The organism is Pseudomonas oryzae (assembly GCF_900104805.1).
Lineage (GTDB): Bacteria > Pseudomonadota > Gammaproteobacteria > Pseudomonadales > Pseudomonadaceae > Geopseudomonas > Geopseudomonas oryzae.
Window position 1 is genome coordinate 1782425 of sequence record NZ_LT629751.1, and the last position, 13056, is coordinate 1795480.

9 protein-coding genes are annotated in these 13056 nt (G+C 69.5%); 5 read left to right on the forward strand and 4 right to left on the reverse strand.

The genetic code is table 11. The features are described 5' to 3' along the window. Positions 1 to 138: 138 nt before the first annotated feature. Complete coding sequence (katG, locus tag BLT78_RS08000; protein WP_090348465.1) at positions 139 to 2310, reverse strand: catalase/peroxidase HPI; 2172 nt, start codon at positions 2308 to 2310, stop codon at positions 139 to 141. A 472-nt stretch (positions 2311 to 2782) separates the two neighbouring features. On the opposite strand from katG, the gene BLT78_RS08005 reads away from it, so the two are divergent. Next, positions 2783 to 3595, forward strand: a complete 813-nt coding sequence (locus BLT78_RS08005; RefSeq protein WP_090348466.1) for an alpha/beta fold hydrolase — start codon at positions 2783 to 2785, stop codon at positions 3593 to 3595. A gap of 18 nt (positions 3596 to 3613) precedes the next feature. Here BLT78_RS08005 and BLT78_RS08010 read toward each other — a convergent pair whose 3' ends face one another. Then, entirely contained in the window at positions 3614 to 4087 is a 474-nt protein-coding gene (locus BLT78_RS08010; protein ID WP_090348467.1) for a MarR family winged helix-turn-helix transcriptional regulator, read from the reverse strand. Positions 4088 to 4200: 113 nt separating this feature from the next. On the opposite strand from BLT78_RS08010, the gene BLT78_RS08015 reads away from it, so the two are divergent. From BLT78_RS08015 to BLT78_RS08030, 4 genes are all read left to right on the forward strand, one after another. Next, positions 4201 to 5970 (forward strand): N-acetylglutaminylglutamine amidotransferase, encoded by a 1770-nt coding sequence (locus BLT78_RS08015; protein ID WP_090348468.1) that lies wholly within the window; start codon positions 4201 to 4203, stop codon positions 5968 to 5970. A gap of 28 nt (positions 5971 to 5998) precedes the next feature. Next, a complete protein-coding gene (gene ngg, locus BLT78_RS08020) occupies positions 5999 to 7735 on the forward strand; it encodes an N-acetylglutaminylglutamine synthetase (RefSeq protein ID WP_090348469.1) in 1737 nt (578 codons plus the stop codon). 9 nt (positions 7736 to 7744) lie between these two features. After that, positions 7745 to 8974, forward strand: coding sequence for an osmoprotectant NAGGN system M42 family peptidase (locus BLT78_RS08025; RefSeq protein WP_090348470.1), 1230 nt, complete (start codon positions 7745 to 7747; stop codon positions 8972 to 8974). A gap of 131 nt (positions 8975 to 9105) precedes the next feature. After that, entirely contained in the window at positions 9106 to 9711 is a 606-nt protein-coding gene (locus BLT78_RS08030; protein ID WP_090348471.1) for a hypothetical protein, read from the forward strand. Positions 9712 to 10348: 637 nt separating this feature from the next. On the opposite strand, the gene BLT78_RS08035 is transcribed toward BLT78_RS08030, so the two are convergent. Both BLT78_RS08035 and BLT78_RS08040 read right to left on the reverse strand, forming a co-directional pair. Continuing rightward, positions 10349 to 11431 (reverse strand): CaiB/BaiF CoA transferase family protein, encoded by a 1083-nt coding sequence (locus tag BLT78_RS08035; protein WP_090348472.1) that lies wholly within the window; start codon positions 11429 to 11431, stop codon positions 10349 to 10351. Beyond that, positions 11428 to 13044, reverse strand: coding sequence for a long-chain fatty acid--CoA ligase (locus BLT78_RS08040; protein WP_090352208.1), 1617 nt, complete (start codon positions 13042 to 13044; stop codon positions 11428 to 11430). Before BLT78_RS08040 ends, BLT78_RS08035 begins: the two co-directional genes overlap by 4 nt. Positions 13045 to 13056 lie beyond the last annotated feature (12 nt).

Sequence of the window (13056 nt, forward strand, 5' to 3'; positions counted from 1 at the left end):
GAGCGAGCAGGGGCACCAGCCCGAGCACACGGCGCCGCATCAGCGGCAGCGGCAAAAAAAACCGGCGCCCATGACGGGCGCCGGCCAGAGGGAGCAGGAATGGACCGGGCCATGCAGCGGGCCCGATCCGTCCGGAGATCACGCCAGATCGAAGCGATCGGCGTTCATCACCTTGGTCCAGGCGGCGACGAAGTCCTTGACGAACTTCTCCCGGTTGTCGTCCTGGGCGTACACCTCGGCGTAGGCACGCAGCACCGAGTTGGAGCCGAACACCAGGTCCACGCGGGTCGCGGTCCACTTGACCTGATCGGTCTTGCGGTCGCGGATCTCGTAGAGGTTGTTGCCGGCCGGTTTCCAGGTGTTGCCCATGTCGGTCAGATTGACGAAGAAGTCGTTGCTCAGCACGCCGACGCGGTCGGTGAACACGCCATGCCGGCTGCCGCCGTGGTTGGTGCCCAGCACGCGCATGCCGCCGACCAGCACGGTCATCTCCGGCGCGGTCAGGCCCATCAGCTGGGTGCGGTCGAGCATCAGCTCCTCGGGACTGACGGCATAGTCCTTCTTCAGCCAGTTGCGGTAAGCGTCGTGCAGCGGCTCCAGCACGGCGAAGGAGTCCACGTCGGTCTGCGCCTGGCTGGCATCGCCACGCCCCGGAGCGAACGGCACGCTGACCTCGACCCCGGCCGCCTTGGCCGCCTGCTCGACGCCCAGGTTGCCGCCCATCACGATCACGTCGGCCACGCTGGCGCCGGTTTCCGCGGCGATCTTCTCGTACACCGCGAGCACCTTGGCCAGCCGCGCCGGCTCGTTGCCCTCCCAGTCCTTCTGCGGGGCCAAGCGGATGCGCGCGCCGTTGGCGCCGCCGCGATTGTCCGAGCCGCGGAAGGTGCGCGCGCTGTCCCAGGCGGTGCAGACCAGCTCGCTGACCGACAGGCCGCTGGCGGCGATCTTCGCCTTGACCGCGGCGACGTCGTAGTCGCTGCGACCGGCCGGCACCGGGTCCTGCCAGATCAGGTCTTCGGCCGGCACTTCCGGGCCGAGGTAGCGGACCTTCGGCCCCATGTCGCGGTGGGTCAGCTTGAACCAGGCGCGGGCGAAGGCATCCTCGAAGGCGGCGGGGTCCTTGTGGAAGCGCTCGGCGATCTTGCGGTACTCCGGGTCCATCTTCATCGCCATGTCGGCATCGGTCATCATCGGCTTGTGGCGGATGCTCGGATCCTCCACGTCGACCGGCATGTCCTCTTCCTTGATGTCGACCGGCTCCCACTGCCAGGCGCCGGCCGGACTCTTCTTCAGCTCCCACTCGTGGTTGAGCAGCATGTCGAAGTAGCCGTTGTCCCAGCGGGTCGGATGGGTGGTCCAGGCGCCTTCCAGGCCGCTGGTCACGGTGTCGCGACCGACGCCGCGCCGGGTCTTGTTGTTCCAGCCCAGGCCCTGCTCCTCGACGTCAGCCCCCTCGGGCTCCGGGCCGAGCAGCGCGGCGTCGCCGTTGCCGTGCGCCTTGCCCACGGTATGGCCGCCGGCGGTCAGCGCCACGGTTTCCTCGTCGTTCATGGCCATGCGCGCGAAGGTCTCGCGCACGTCGCGGGCGGTCTTCAGCGGGTCGGGCTGGCCGTCGACGCCCTGCGGGTTGACGTAGATCAGGCCCATCATCACCGCGGCCAGCGGGTTCTCCAGCTCACGCTCGCCGGAGTAGCGGCTGTTGGGGTTGTTGGTGGGCGCCAGCCACTCCTTCTCCGAGCCCCAGTAGATGTCCTTCTCCGGATGCCAGATGTCCGCGCGACCGTAGCCGAAGCCGAAGGTCTTGAAGCCCATCGACTCGTAGGCAACGTTGCCGGCCAGCACGATCAGGTCGGCCCAGCTGATCTTGTTGCCGTATTTGCGCTTGATCGGCCACAGCAGGCGGCGGGCCTTGTCGAGGTTGGCGTTGTCCGGCCAGGAGTTCAGCGGCGCGAAGCGCTGGTTGCCGGTGCCGGCGCCGCCACGGCCGTCGGCCACCCGGTAGGAACCGGCGGCGTGCCAGGCCATGCGGATCATCAGGCCGCCGTAGTGGCCCCAGTCGGCCGGCCACCAGTCCTGGCTGTCGGTCATCAGCGCGGTGAGGTCGCGCTTGAGCGCGGCGAAGTCGAGCTTCTTCACTTCCTCGCGGTAGTCGAAGCCGCCCAGCGGATTGGTCTTGCTGTCGTGCTGGTGGAGGATGTCGAGGTTGAGGGCGTTCGGCCACCAGCTGGTGTTGGTACTGGCGCTGGCGGTATTGGCGCCATGCATCACCGGACACTTGCCGCCAGTCTTCATGCTGTTTCCACTCATGCTCATCTCCTTTGGTTTGCAGTGGGGCGGGTTGAACCGGCCGTGGGATCGGCAGGCAGTGCCTCCGTCCGGCCAGCCTGCCGGTCCCGCCAGGGACCAGGCAGTCAAACCCGAAGTTTCATCCTCAGTCGGCGCGTGGCCGGCCATGTATCCAGCTTGGCGCCCTGCCTTCCGTCGATCCAATAGGTTTTGGGAATGGGCTTGATAGTAGTCCGAGATTCCCCGAATGGCCGCCAGCGAAGTCTTTCAGCAAGTGTCGGCGGCGTGGCAGAGCGCCGGTGTTGCCCGCTAACGCATGGGGACTGGCCGCGCGCGATTACCTTTACGTAAACTGAGATCCCCGACGCCAGCCTCCCCCGGCCGCTGGCGACCTTCGCCCCCCGCGCCAGAGCATGGCCACCGGGCGACCGCCCAACCACCCGCTACCGGCCCGGCCGACGCTGCCGTGACCGACCGTCAACGAGGAAAGCCCATGCAGCTTGCCGTTACCTCACAGGATCTGTGGATCGAGACACCCGCCGGACGGATCTTCGTGCGCCACTGGACGCCGCTCGGCGCCGACCCTGCGGCGCCGCACGCACCGGTCGTGCTGTTCCACGACTCGCTCGGCTGCGTGGAACTGTGGCGGGATTTCCCGCAGCGGCTGGCCGCGACGACCGGGCGCGAGGTCATCGCCTACGACCGCCTCGGCTTCGGTCGTTCCGACCCGCACCCCGGCGACTGGTCGAACCGCTTCATCCGCGACGAGGCGGAGCGCTACTTCCCGCAGCTCCTGGAGGCACTCGACATCGGCCCGTTCGTCGCGCTCGGCCACAGCGTCGGCGGCATCATGGCGGCCACCAGCGCCGCCCGTCATCCGCAGCGCTGCCAGGCGCTGATCACCCTGTCCGCCCTGGCCTTCGTCGAGGAGCGCACGCGCCAGGGCATCCGCTTCGCCAAGCAGGAGTTCGCCAAGCCGGGCCAGCTCGAGCGACTGCAGAAATACCACGGCGAGCAGGCGAACTGGGTGCTCGCCGCCTGGACGGAAACCTGGCTGGCGGACTCGTTCGCCGACTGGACCCTGGAAAGCCACGCGCCATCCCTCGCCTGTCCGCATCTGGTGATTCATGGCAAGCAGGACGAGTACGGCTCACTGCTGCACCCCGAGCGCCTGGCCAGGCTGACCGACGCCGGCAGCGAGTCGCTGATCCTCGACCAGTGCAGCCATTTCCCCCATCGGGAAGAGCCGGAGCGGGTGCTCGACGCCGTCGGTCGCTTCCTCGCCAGGCATGCCGGGGCGCACTGAGCCGCCCTGCCCCGGCGCCTATTCCACCTCGCCGCACAGCTCCGCCGCCTGCAGCAGCGCGGCGGTCAGGCCGTGACGCTGCCATTCCGGCAGGGCGGCGAAGGCGCGCTTGAAGGCCGGCGGCAGCAGCGAAGGCGCCGCCTGCAGCAATGCCTGCCCGGCCTCGCTGAGCAGCAGGCACTGGCGTCGGCGGTCCACCGGGTCGCGCTGGCGCAGCAGCAGGCCGCGCTCCTCGAGGCGGTCGAGCATCCCCGACAGGGTCGCCGGGCTGAGACTGACCCGCCCGCTCAGGGCGCTGGCGGTCAGCCGCGGCTCGGCGGCCAGCACCTGGAGGATCAGCAACTGCATGGGCGTGAGTCCGCCGAAGCGGGCCAGACGCTTGGCGTGCACCTCGCCGGCCTGCTGCAAACGCCGCAGGGCGCGGAACAGAGCCGGTTCGAAGGCATCCGCCGTCGACGAATCAGTTTCAGTTGGAAGTATTTTTTCTGACATTCGCCAGCATTTCCCACACATAAAGGTTTGACATCAAAGCATTATTTTGTTTCGGTGTAAAAAGGCTCGTCACCGCGCGAGCCACTCCCCAACGGCAACACCGGTAAGGAACCATGTGCGGAATCGCTGGAGAACTACGTTTCGATCGACAACCGGCCGACCTGGCCACCATCCACAGAATCACCCACCACATGGCCGCGCGCGGCCCCGATGCGTGCGGCTTCCATAGTCAGGGCCCGCTGGCCCTCGGCCATCGCCGGCTGAAGATCATGGACCTGGCGCCGGCCTCCGGCCAGCCCATGGTCGACCATCAGCTGGGCCTGGCGCTGGTGTTCAACGGCGCCATCTACAACTACCCCGAACTGCGTGCCGAGCTGCAGGAGCTGGGCTACCGCTTCCACTCCGACGGCGACACCGAGGTGCTGCTCAAGGGCTATCACGCCTGGGGCGAGGCGCTGCTGCCGAAACTCAACGGCATGTTCGCCTTCGCCATCTGGGAGCGCGACCGCGAGCGCCTGTTCCTCGCCCGCGACCGCCTCGGCGTCAAACCGCTGTACCTGAGCCAGGACGGCACGCGCCTGCGCTTCGCCTCGACCCTGCCGGCGCTGCTGGCCGGCGGCGACGTCGACACCCGCCTCGATCCGGTGGCGCTCAACCACTACCTCAACTTCCACGCCGTGGTGCCGGCGCCGCGCACCCTGCTGCGCGGCGTGGAGAAACTGCCGCCGGCCAGCTGGCTGCGCCTGGACGCCGCCGGCAACCGCGAGCAGCAGTGCTGGTGGCAGCTGGAGTTCGGCCCGCAGCGCGACGAGATCCCCCTCGAGCTGCCGGACTGGCGCGACCGCGTGCTGGACGAGCTGCGCAGGGCGGTGCACGTCCGCCAACGCGCCGCGGTGGACGTCGGCGTGCTGCTCTCCGGCGGTGTCGACTCCAGCCTGCTGGTCGGCCTGCTGCGCGAGGCCGGGGTGGACGGGCTGTCGACCTTCTCCATCGGCTTCGCGGACGCCGGCGACGAGCGCGGCGACGAGTTCCACTACTCCGACCTGATCGCCCGCCACTACGGCACCCGTCACCATCAGCTGCGCATCGGCGAGGCGGAGATCCTCGCGCAGTTGCCGGCCGCCTTCCGCGCCATGAGCGAGCCGATGGTCAGCCACGACTGCATCGCCTTCTACCTGCTCGGCCGCGAGGTCAGTCGCCACTGCAAGGTGGTGCAGTGCGGCCAGGGCGCCGACGAGCTGTTCGCCGGCTACCACTGGTATGCGCAGGTGGACGGCCAGGCCGACGCCTTCCCCGCCTACCGCGCGGCCTTCTTCGACTGCGAGCATGCCGAGCTGCTGGCGACCCTGCGGCCCAAGTGGCAGGGCGAGGACTGGGCCGGCGAGTTCGTCCGCGAGCACTTCGCCATGCCCGGCGCGGCCGCCCCGGTGGACAAGGCGCTGCGCCTGGACACCACGGTGATGCTGGTCGACGACCCGGTCAAGCGGGTCGACAACATGACCATGGCCTGGGGCCTGGAGGCGCGCACGCCGTTTCTCGACTACCGCCTGGTCGAGCTGGCCGCGCGCATTCCGCCGCGCTTCAAGCTCGGCGACGGCGGCAAGCAGGTGCTCAAGGAGGCCGCCCGCCTGGTCATTCCCCACGCGGTGATCGACCGCCCCAAGGGCTACTTCCCGGTGCCCGGCCTCAAGCATCTGCAGGGCGCCACCCTCGACTGGGTGCGCGAGCTGCTGCTCGACCCGTCCCAGGATCGCGGCCTGTTCGAGCCGGCCATGCTCGACCGCCTGCTCGGCCGGCCCTCGGCCAACCTCACGCCGCTGCGCGGTTCCAGACTCTGGCAACTCGCCGCACTGCACCTCTGGCTCAGCGAACAGGGCCTGTAAGGCCCGCCAACAACAACAGGAGCTGATCATGCGCACCATCGCCTACAGCCAACGCCTGCAACGTCTGCAGGCCCCTTCCTACCAGCGCCTGCAGGCGCAACTGGCGCGAGAGCACAGCGACAGCACGCCGGCCCGCAGCCTGCACTGCGGCTGGGGACGGCTGCTGATCGGCCACACCTACGTCGACGCCGCCGCGCTGGCCGCAGATCTGCAGGAAGAGCAGCCCGGCGAGCGCGATATCGCCCTGTACGTCTCGGCGCCCCACCAGGTGCTGGCCCAGGCGCCGCAGCAACTGTTCCTCGACCCGTCCGACACCCTGCGCCTGCGCTTCACCGACTACCGTCCGGCACGCCAGAGCTTCCGCGGCTTCGGCATCCGCCCGGTGCACGGTGCCGAGGACTGGCAGGCGGTCAACACCCTGTACCGCCAGCGCGGCATGTTGCCGGTCGACACCACGCGGATGACCCCGCGCGAGGCCGGCGGCCCCTGCTACTGGCTGGCCGAGGAGCAGAGCAGCGGGCGGATCCTCGGCGCGGCGATGGGCCTCGATCACCAGAAGTCCTTCGCCGACCCGGAAGGCGGCAGCAGCCTGTGGTGCCTGGCGGTGGCGCCGGACTGCCCGCTGCCGGGGGTGGGCGAGGCGCTGGTGCGCCATCTGGTCGAGTACTTCATGGGCCGCGGCCTCGCCCATCTCGACCTCTCGGTGCTGCACGACAACCACCAGGCCAAGGCGCTGTACGCCAAGCTCGGCTTCCGCGACCTGCCGACCTTCGCCATCAAGCGTCGCAACGGCATCAACCAGGCGCTGTTCCTCGGTCCCGGGCCGGCCGCCGACCTCAACCCCTACGCCCGCATCATCGTCGACGAGGCCCAGCGCCGCGGCATCGAAGTGCAGGTGGACGACGCCGAGGGCGCCGTGTTCACCCTCACCCAGGGCGGCCGGCGCGTCCGCTGTCGCGAGTCGCTGTCGGACCTGACCAGCGCGCTGAGCATGACCCTGTGCCAGGACAAGCACCTGACCCACCGCGCCTTCGCCCGCGCCGGGCTGCACCAGCCGGCCCAGCGTCTGGCCGGAAGCCGCGAGGAGAATGAGGCCTTTCTCGCCGAGCATGGCCGCCTGGTGGTCAAGCCGGTCAACGGCGAACAGGGCCAGGGCGTGGCCGTCGACCTGCGCACGGCGGAGGCACTGGAGCAGGCCATCGAGCAGGCCCGCCGCTTCGATGCGCGGGTGCTGCTGGAGAGCTACCACCCCGGGCAGGATCTGCGCATCGTGGTGATCGGTTTCGAGGTGGTGGCCGCCGCCATCCGTCACCCGGCCACGGTGGTCGGCGACGGCATGCACAGCATCGGCGCGCTGATCGAGGCGCAGAGCCGCCGGCGCCAGGCCGCAACCGGCGGCGAGAGCCGCATCCCGCTGGACGCGGAAACCGAGCGCACCCTGCGCGACGCCGGCTACGACCTGGCCAGCGTGCTGCCGGCCGGCGAGCGCCTGGCCGTGCGCAAGACCGCCAACCTGCACACCGGCGGCACCCTGGAGGACGTCACCGCGCGCCTGCATCCGGCGCTCGCCGCAGCCGCCGTGCAGGCGGCGCGCGCCCTCGACATCCCGGTGGTCGGCCTCGACCTGCTGGTCGAGGCGGCCGACCTGCCGGACTACGTGCTGATCGAGGCCAACGAGCGCGTCGGCCTGGCCAACCACGAACCCCAGCCGACCGCCGAGCGCTTCATCGACCTGCTGTTCCCGCTCAGTCGCGTGCATCCCTGAGGAGTGACCATGCCCCTGGCCGATCCCGATCTCGACTACCTGCGCCGCGTGCTGCTGGAGATGCTCGCCATCCCCAGCCCGACCGGCTTCACCGACACCATCGTGCGCTACGTCGCCGAGCGGCTGGACGAGCTCGGCGTTCCCTACGAACTGACCCGCCGCGGCACCATCCGCGCCACCCTCAAGGGCCGCCGCGCCAGCCCCGACCGCGCGGTGTCGGCGCACCTCGACACCATCGGCGCCAGCGTCCGCGAGATCAAGGACAACGGCCGCCTGGCCCTGGCGGCGGTGGGCTGCTGGTCGAGCCGCTTCGCCGAGGGCAGCCGGGTCAGCCTGTTCACCGACAACGGCGTGCTGCGCGGCAGCGTGCTGCCACTGCTGGCCTCGGGGCACGCCTTCAACACCGCCGTCGACCAGCTGCCGATCAGCTGGGACAACCTCGAACTGCGCCTGGACAGCTGGTGCAACAGCCGCGCCGAGGCCGAACTGCTCGGCATCGGCATCGGCGACTTCGTCGCCTTCGACCCGTTGCCGGAGTTCACCGAAAGCGGCCACATCAGCTCGCGCCATCTCGACGACAAGGCCGGCGTCGCCGCCCTGCTCTGCGCGCTCAAGCAGATCGCCGACTCCGGGCTGACGCCGGAGATCGACTGCCACCCGCTGTTCACCATCACCGAGGAGATCGGCTCCGGCGCGGCGGCGGCGCTGCCCTGGGACGTCAGCGAGTTCGTCGGCATCGACATCGCGCCGGTGGCCCCCGGCCAGCAGTCCAGCGAGCATTGCGTCAGCGTGGCGATGCAGGACTCCGGCGGCCCCTACGACTATCACCTGTCGCGCCACCTGCTGCGCCTGGCCAGCGAACAGCAGATCCCGGTGCGCCGCGACCTGTTCCGCTACTACCACAGCGACGCGCAGTCGGCGATCACCGCCGGGTACGACATCCGCACCGCGCTGCTGGCCTTCGGCTGCGACGCCACCCACGGCTACGAGCGCACGCACATCGACAGCCTGCTCGGCCTGGCCCGTCTGCTCGGTGCCTACATGCTCAGCCCGCCGGTGTTCGCCAGCGATGCGCAGCCGGCCAACCCGCAGTCGCTGGAGCGTTTCAGCCACCAGCTGGAGTGCGACGCGCAGATGGCCTGCGAAACCCAGCTGCCCAGCATCGCCAGCCTGCTCGAGGTGGGCGGCGACTCCACCGCGCCACCGGCGACCACGGGGACCACCGGCAAGAAGCCTTGATGTGGCCCGCCCCGGCGCGCCCGGCGGCCCGTGCCCGTGCGCTACCCGGCCGCACGTTGCCTGGCGGATCTCTGACTAAGCTGCTTGAGGAGTGCGCAAGAGCCGCGCACAGGAATCTCAAGGAGAACCCGATGTCCGTGATTCGCAAGCTTCCCCTGCTGGTCGGGATCGCCCTGCTCGGCGCCTGCGCCAGCCAACCCGACGACCAGCAACTGACCGGCACGGTCAGCCACAGCGCTGGCGCGGTCCAAGGCGTACCCGGCGGGATCATCGTCGATGAGGAGAGAGTCGAGGCGACGGTGATCGCTCTCGATCCCGCCGCGCGCACCTTCACCCTGCAGGACAAGGCCGGCAACCGGCGCACCGTCAAGGCGCCGCCGACGATGCGCAACTACTCGGAACTGGAGGTCGGCGACAAGGTGACGTCCACCCTCAGGGTGGAACGCGCCATCTACCTGCGCGAAAAGGGCGAGGCTTCCCGGGAAGGCGCCGCCATGGTGCTGACCCCGCCGGCCGGCAGCAAGCCGGGACTGCTGATCGCCAGCACCCAGGAGATAGTCGCCGTGGTCCAGGCTATCGACGCTGCCGCGCATACCGCCACCCTGCGCTTCCCCGACGGCACCAGCCGCACCTATCCGGTGCGTCCCGACGTCGAGGTCAAGCCCGAGTACCTCAACCAGCAGGTGGTGATTCGCGTCGACTCGCAGCTGGCGGTGGAGGTGAAAGCGGCGCAGTAGGTGACACTGGCGCAGCGGGCCGGACACCTCCCGGCGGCAGCGCCGGGCAACGCCGTTCGCCGGCGCCAAGCACCGCGCCCGAGCGGCAGACGAACGCCAGAAAGCACAAAGGGGAGCCCATGGGCTCCCCTTCCAATCGGTCGTGCTCTGTTCTTGTTGTGCTGTCGGGCCTTTTGTTGTTTTTGGCGGCCCGCCCGAACCAGTGGTTCGGTGCCGGTCCCAGGTCGGGACCTGAAGAGCAAGCATATTCTTTTGGATGCTGATATTGCCGCTACCCTTGCGGGTTCAACCGGTGTTGGCCGCTGCCTGCAGGCAGTTTTATCGTTCTCGGTCCGGTCGAGGGAGAATCCAGTCGGGCAACTCCTCTCCAAAAGAATCGGTTTGCTGCGCCTCCACCCTGTTGTTCTTGTTGTTATGGAGTCGATACGTCTTGTTTTTGTTGTGTTGTTGTGCCGAAGATAATGCAGGCAGCGTGCCAACTTTTTAAATTCCTTTATTTTCAATGGTTTACATAAAAACCCGATTGCTGACGAGGCCAGCAAGGGGCATTTCCGTTACCACCCGCCCCAGATCGCCGTTACGCCGAAAGACCCGGTAACAACTGCGGGCATGTCCCGGTAACCGGGCTGTAACACCATCATGCCGCGCCCGCTGGCCCCTCCCACAGCGGCGTATCCGCCGCCAGCCGCACCGAGGCGCGCGCCTCCCCCGGGGTACGCGACAGCCGTGGCGCCGGCGCCACCTGCAATCGACCGTCGACCTCCCGGTACACCCCGCGCGCCTGCAGGTGCGGGTGCTGCGGCGCCTCATCAAGCGTGAGCACCGGCGCGAAGCAGGCATCGGTGCCTTCCAGCAGCGCGCACCACTCGTCCCGCGTGCGGCGGGCGAACAGCGCGGCCAAGCACTCGCCCTGCGCCGCCCACGCGACCGGATCGTCGCAGCCGGCGTAGAGCTGCTCGGGCGCGTCGATGCGCTCCAGCAGCTCGCGCAGGAACTGCGGCTCCAGCGCGCCGACGGCGATCTCGCCGCCGTCGGCGCAGCGGTAGCAGCGGTAGTGCGGCGCGGCGCCGCCGAGCAGGTTGCGCTCGCGCTGCATCGACAGGCTGCCGCCGGCGAAGAAGCTCATCAGCGAGGACACCCCGTCGACGATGGCGGCGTCGACCACCTGGCCCTGCCCGGAGCGCTCGCGCTCCCACAGCGCGGTCATGATGCCGAAGGCGAGGAACAGCGAGCCACCGCCGAAGTCGCCGACCAGGTTGAGCGGCGGGATCGCCGTGCCCGCGCGCCCGCCGATGGCCGCCAGCGCGCCGGTGAGGGCGATGTAGTTGATGTCGTGGCCGGCGGCGCGGGCCTGCGGGCCGTCCTGGCCCCAGCCGGTCATCCGCCCGTAGACCAGCCGCGGATTGAGTTCGCGCAGCTCGTCCGGCCCCAGCCCCAGGCGCTCCATCACCCCGGGACGGAAACCCTCGATCAGCACGTCGGCTTTTTCGGCCAGTTCGAGACAGCGCGCCCGCCCGGCCGCGCTACGGATGTCCAGCTCCAGCACCTGGCGGCCACGGTCGGCCACCGGGTTGGGCCAGCCGTTGCCGCCGGCGCGCTCGATGCGCACCACGTCGGCGCCCATGTCGGCGAGCAGCATGGCGCAGTGCGGGCCGGGGCCGATGCCGGCGAACTCCAGTACGCGCAGGCCGGCCAGCGGCCCCTGGCGGTCGCTCGTCATCCCTGCGCCTCCAGCCGCAACTCGGCGACCAGATAGTCGCGGTAGCGCTCGCGCAGCACCTTCTTGTCGATCTTCCCGGTGGCGGTCAGCGGCACGCGGTCGATGACCACCGCGTCGGGCATCCACCAGCGGACGATGTGCGGCTCCAGGTGGGCGAGCACGCGCTTGACGCAGACCTCGGCGTCCTCGTGCGGCTCGATCACCAGCAGCGGGCGCTCCTCCCACTTGGGGTGGAACACGCCGACCACAGCGGCGATCTTCACCCCCGGACAGGCCACCGCGACGTTCTCGATGTCGATCGAGCTGACCCACTCGCCGCCGGACTTGATCACGTCCTTGCTGCGGTCGGTGATGCGCATGAAGCCGTCGCCGTCGAGGGTGGCGATGTCGCCGGTGTCGAACCAGCCGTCGGCGTCCAGCGCGCTCTTCTCGCTGCGGAAGTAGCGCTCGACGGTCCACGGCCCGCGCACCAGCAGCTTGCCCGGGGTCATGCCGTCGCGCGGCAGCTCGCTGCCCTCCTCGTCGACGATCTTCAGCTCGATGCCGAACTGCAGGCGCCCCTGGCGGGTCCAGATCACCTCGTCGGTGGCCGCCTGGCCGCGCGCGGTGAGCTTGGGCGTCGGCGTCGAGATCACCCCGAGCGGGCTGGTCTCGGTCATCCCCCACAGCTGGCGAATGGTCACCCCGTACTTGCCCTGGAACTTCTCGGCCATCGCCCGCGGCACCGCCGAGCCGCCGATCACCAGGCGCTCGAGCGTGCCGGCGTCCTCGCCGCTGCGCTCCAGGTGGTCGAGGTACATGGTCCAGATGGTCGGCACGCCACCGGAGAAGGTCACGCCTTCGTTCCGGATCAGCTCCTGCAGGCTGCGGCCGTCCATCTTGTCGCAGGGCAGCACGAACTTGCAGCCGTTGATCGCCGCAGCGAACGGCAGGCCCCAGGCGGTGCCGTGGTACAGCGAAGAACAGGGCATCACGCAGTCGAAGGCCGACAGGCCGAAGGCGCCGCTGAGGCCGGCGGCCAGCGCGTGCAGCACCACCGAACGGTGGCTGTACAGCACGCCCTTGGGATCGCCGGTGGTGCCCGAGGTGTAGCAGAGCACCGCGCCGGCGTTCTCGTCGAAGCTCGGCCAGGCGATCGGCTGCTCCGCGGCGATCAGCGCCTCGTAGCTGGGCGCCTGGACTTCCGGGCAGTCGCGATCCGACAACACGATGAAATGGCGGATGTGCGGCAACAGCGGGCGCAGGCGAACGACCAGCGGCGCGAAGCTGCGGTCGAACAGCAGCACGCTGCTCTCGGCGTGGTTGAGGGTGAAGGCGATCTGCTCGTCGGACAGTCGCGGGTTGGCGGTGTGCAGCACCGCACCGATGCCCGGTACGGCGAAGAACAGCTCGTAGTGGCGATGGGTGTTCCAGGCCAGCGAGGACACCCGGTCGCCGGCGCGAACCCCCAGGCGCTGCAGCAAGGAGGCCGCCTGCCCGGCGCGTTGCGCCAGGCCACGATAGTCGTAGCGCCACAGCGGCTCGTCGACCAGCCGCGAGACGATCTCGGTATCGCCATGGGCGCTGGCGGCGTGGGTGAGGATGCCGCTGATCAAGAGCGGCGCCTTCTGCATCAGACCTTCGAG

What these genes read in the sequence shown, in the direction of transcription:
- katG (WP_090348465.1), bottom strand. Translation starts at nt 2,310, where the DNA reads ATGAGTGGAAACAGCATGAAGACTGGCGGCAAGTGTCCGGTGATGCAT.
- BLT78_RS08005 (WP_090348466.1), top strand. Translation starts at nt 2,783, where the DNA reads ATGCAGCTTGCCGTTACCTCACAGGATCTGTGGATCGAGACACCCGCC.
- BLT78_RS08010 (WP_090348467.1), bottom strand. Translation starts at nt 4,087, where the DNA reads ATGTCAGAAAAAATACTTCCAACTGAAACTGATTCGTCGACGGCGGAT.
- BLT78_RS08015 (WP_090348468.1), top strand. Translation starts at nt 4,201, where the DNA reads ATGTGCGGAATCGCTGGAGAACTACGTTTCGATCGACAACCGGCCGAC.
- ngg (WP_090348469.1), top strand. Translation starts at nt 5,999, where the DNA reads ATGCGCACCATCGCCTACAGCCAACGCCTGCAACGTCTGCAGGCCCCT.
- BLT78_RS08025 (WP_090348470.1), top strand. Translation starts at nt 7,745, where the DNA reads ATGCCCCTGGCCGATCCCGATCTCGACTACCTGCGCCGCGTGCTGCTG.
- BLT78_RS08030 (WP_090348471.1), top strand. Translation starts at nt 9,106, where the DNA reads ATGTCCGTGATTCGCAAGCTTCCCCTGCTGGTCGGGATCGCCCTGCTC.
- BLT78_RS08035 (WP_090348472.1), bottom strand. Translation starts at nt 11,431, where the DNA reads ATGACGAGCGACCGCCAGGGGCCGCTGGCCGGCCTGCGCGTACTGGAG.
- BLT78_RS08040 (WP_090352208.1), bottom strand. Translation starts at nt 13,044, where the DNA reads ATGCAGAAGGCGCCGCTCTTGATCAGCGGCATCCTCACCCACGCCGCC.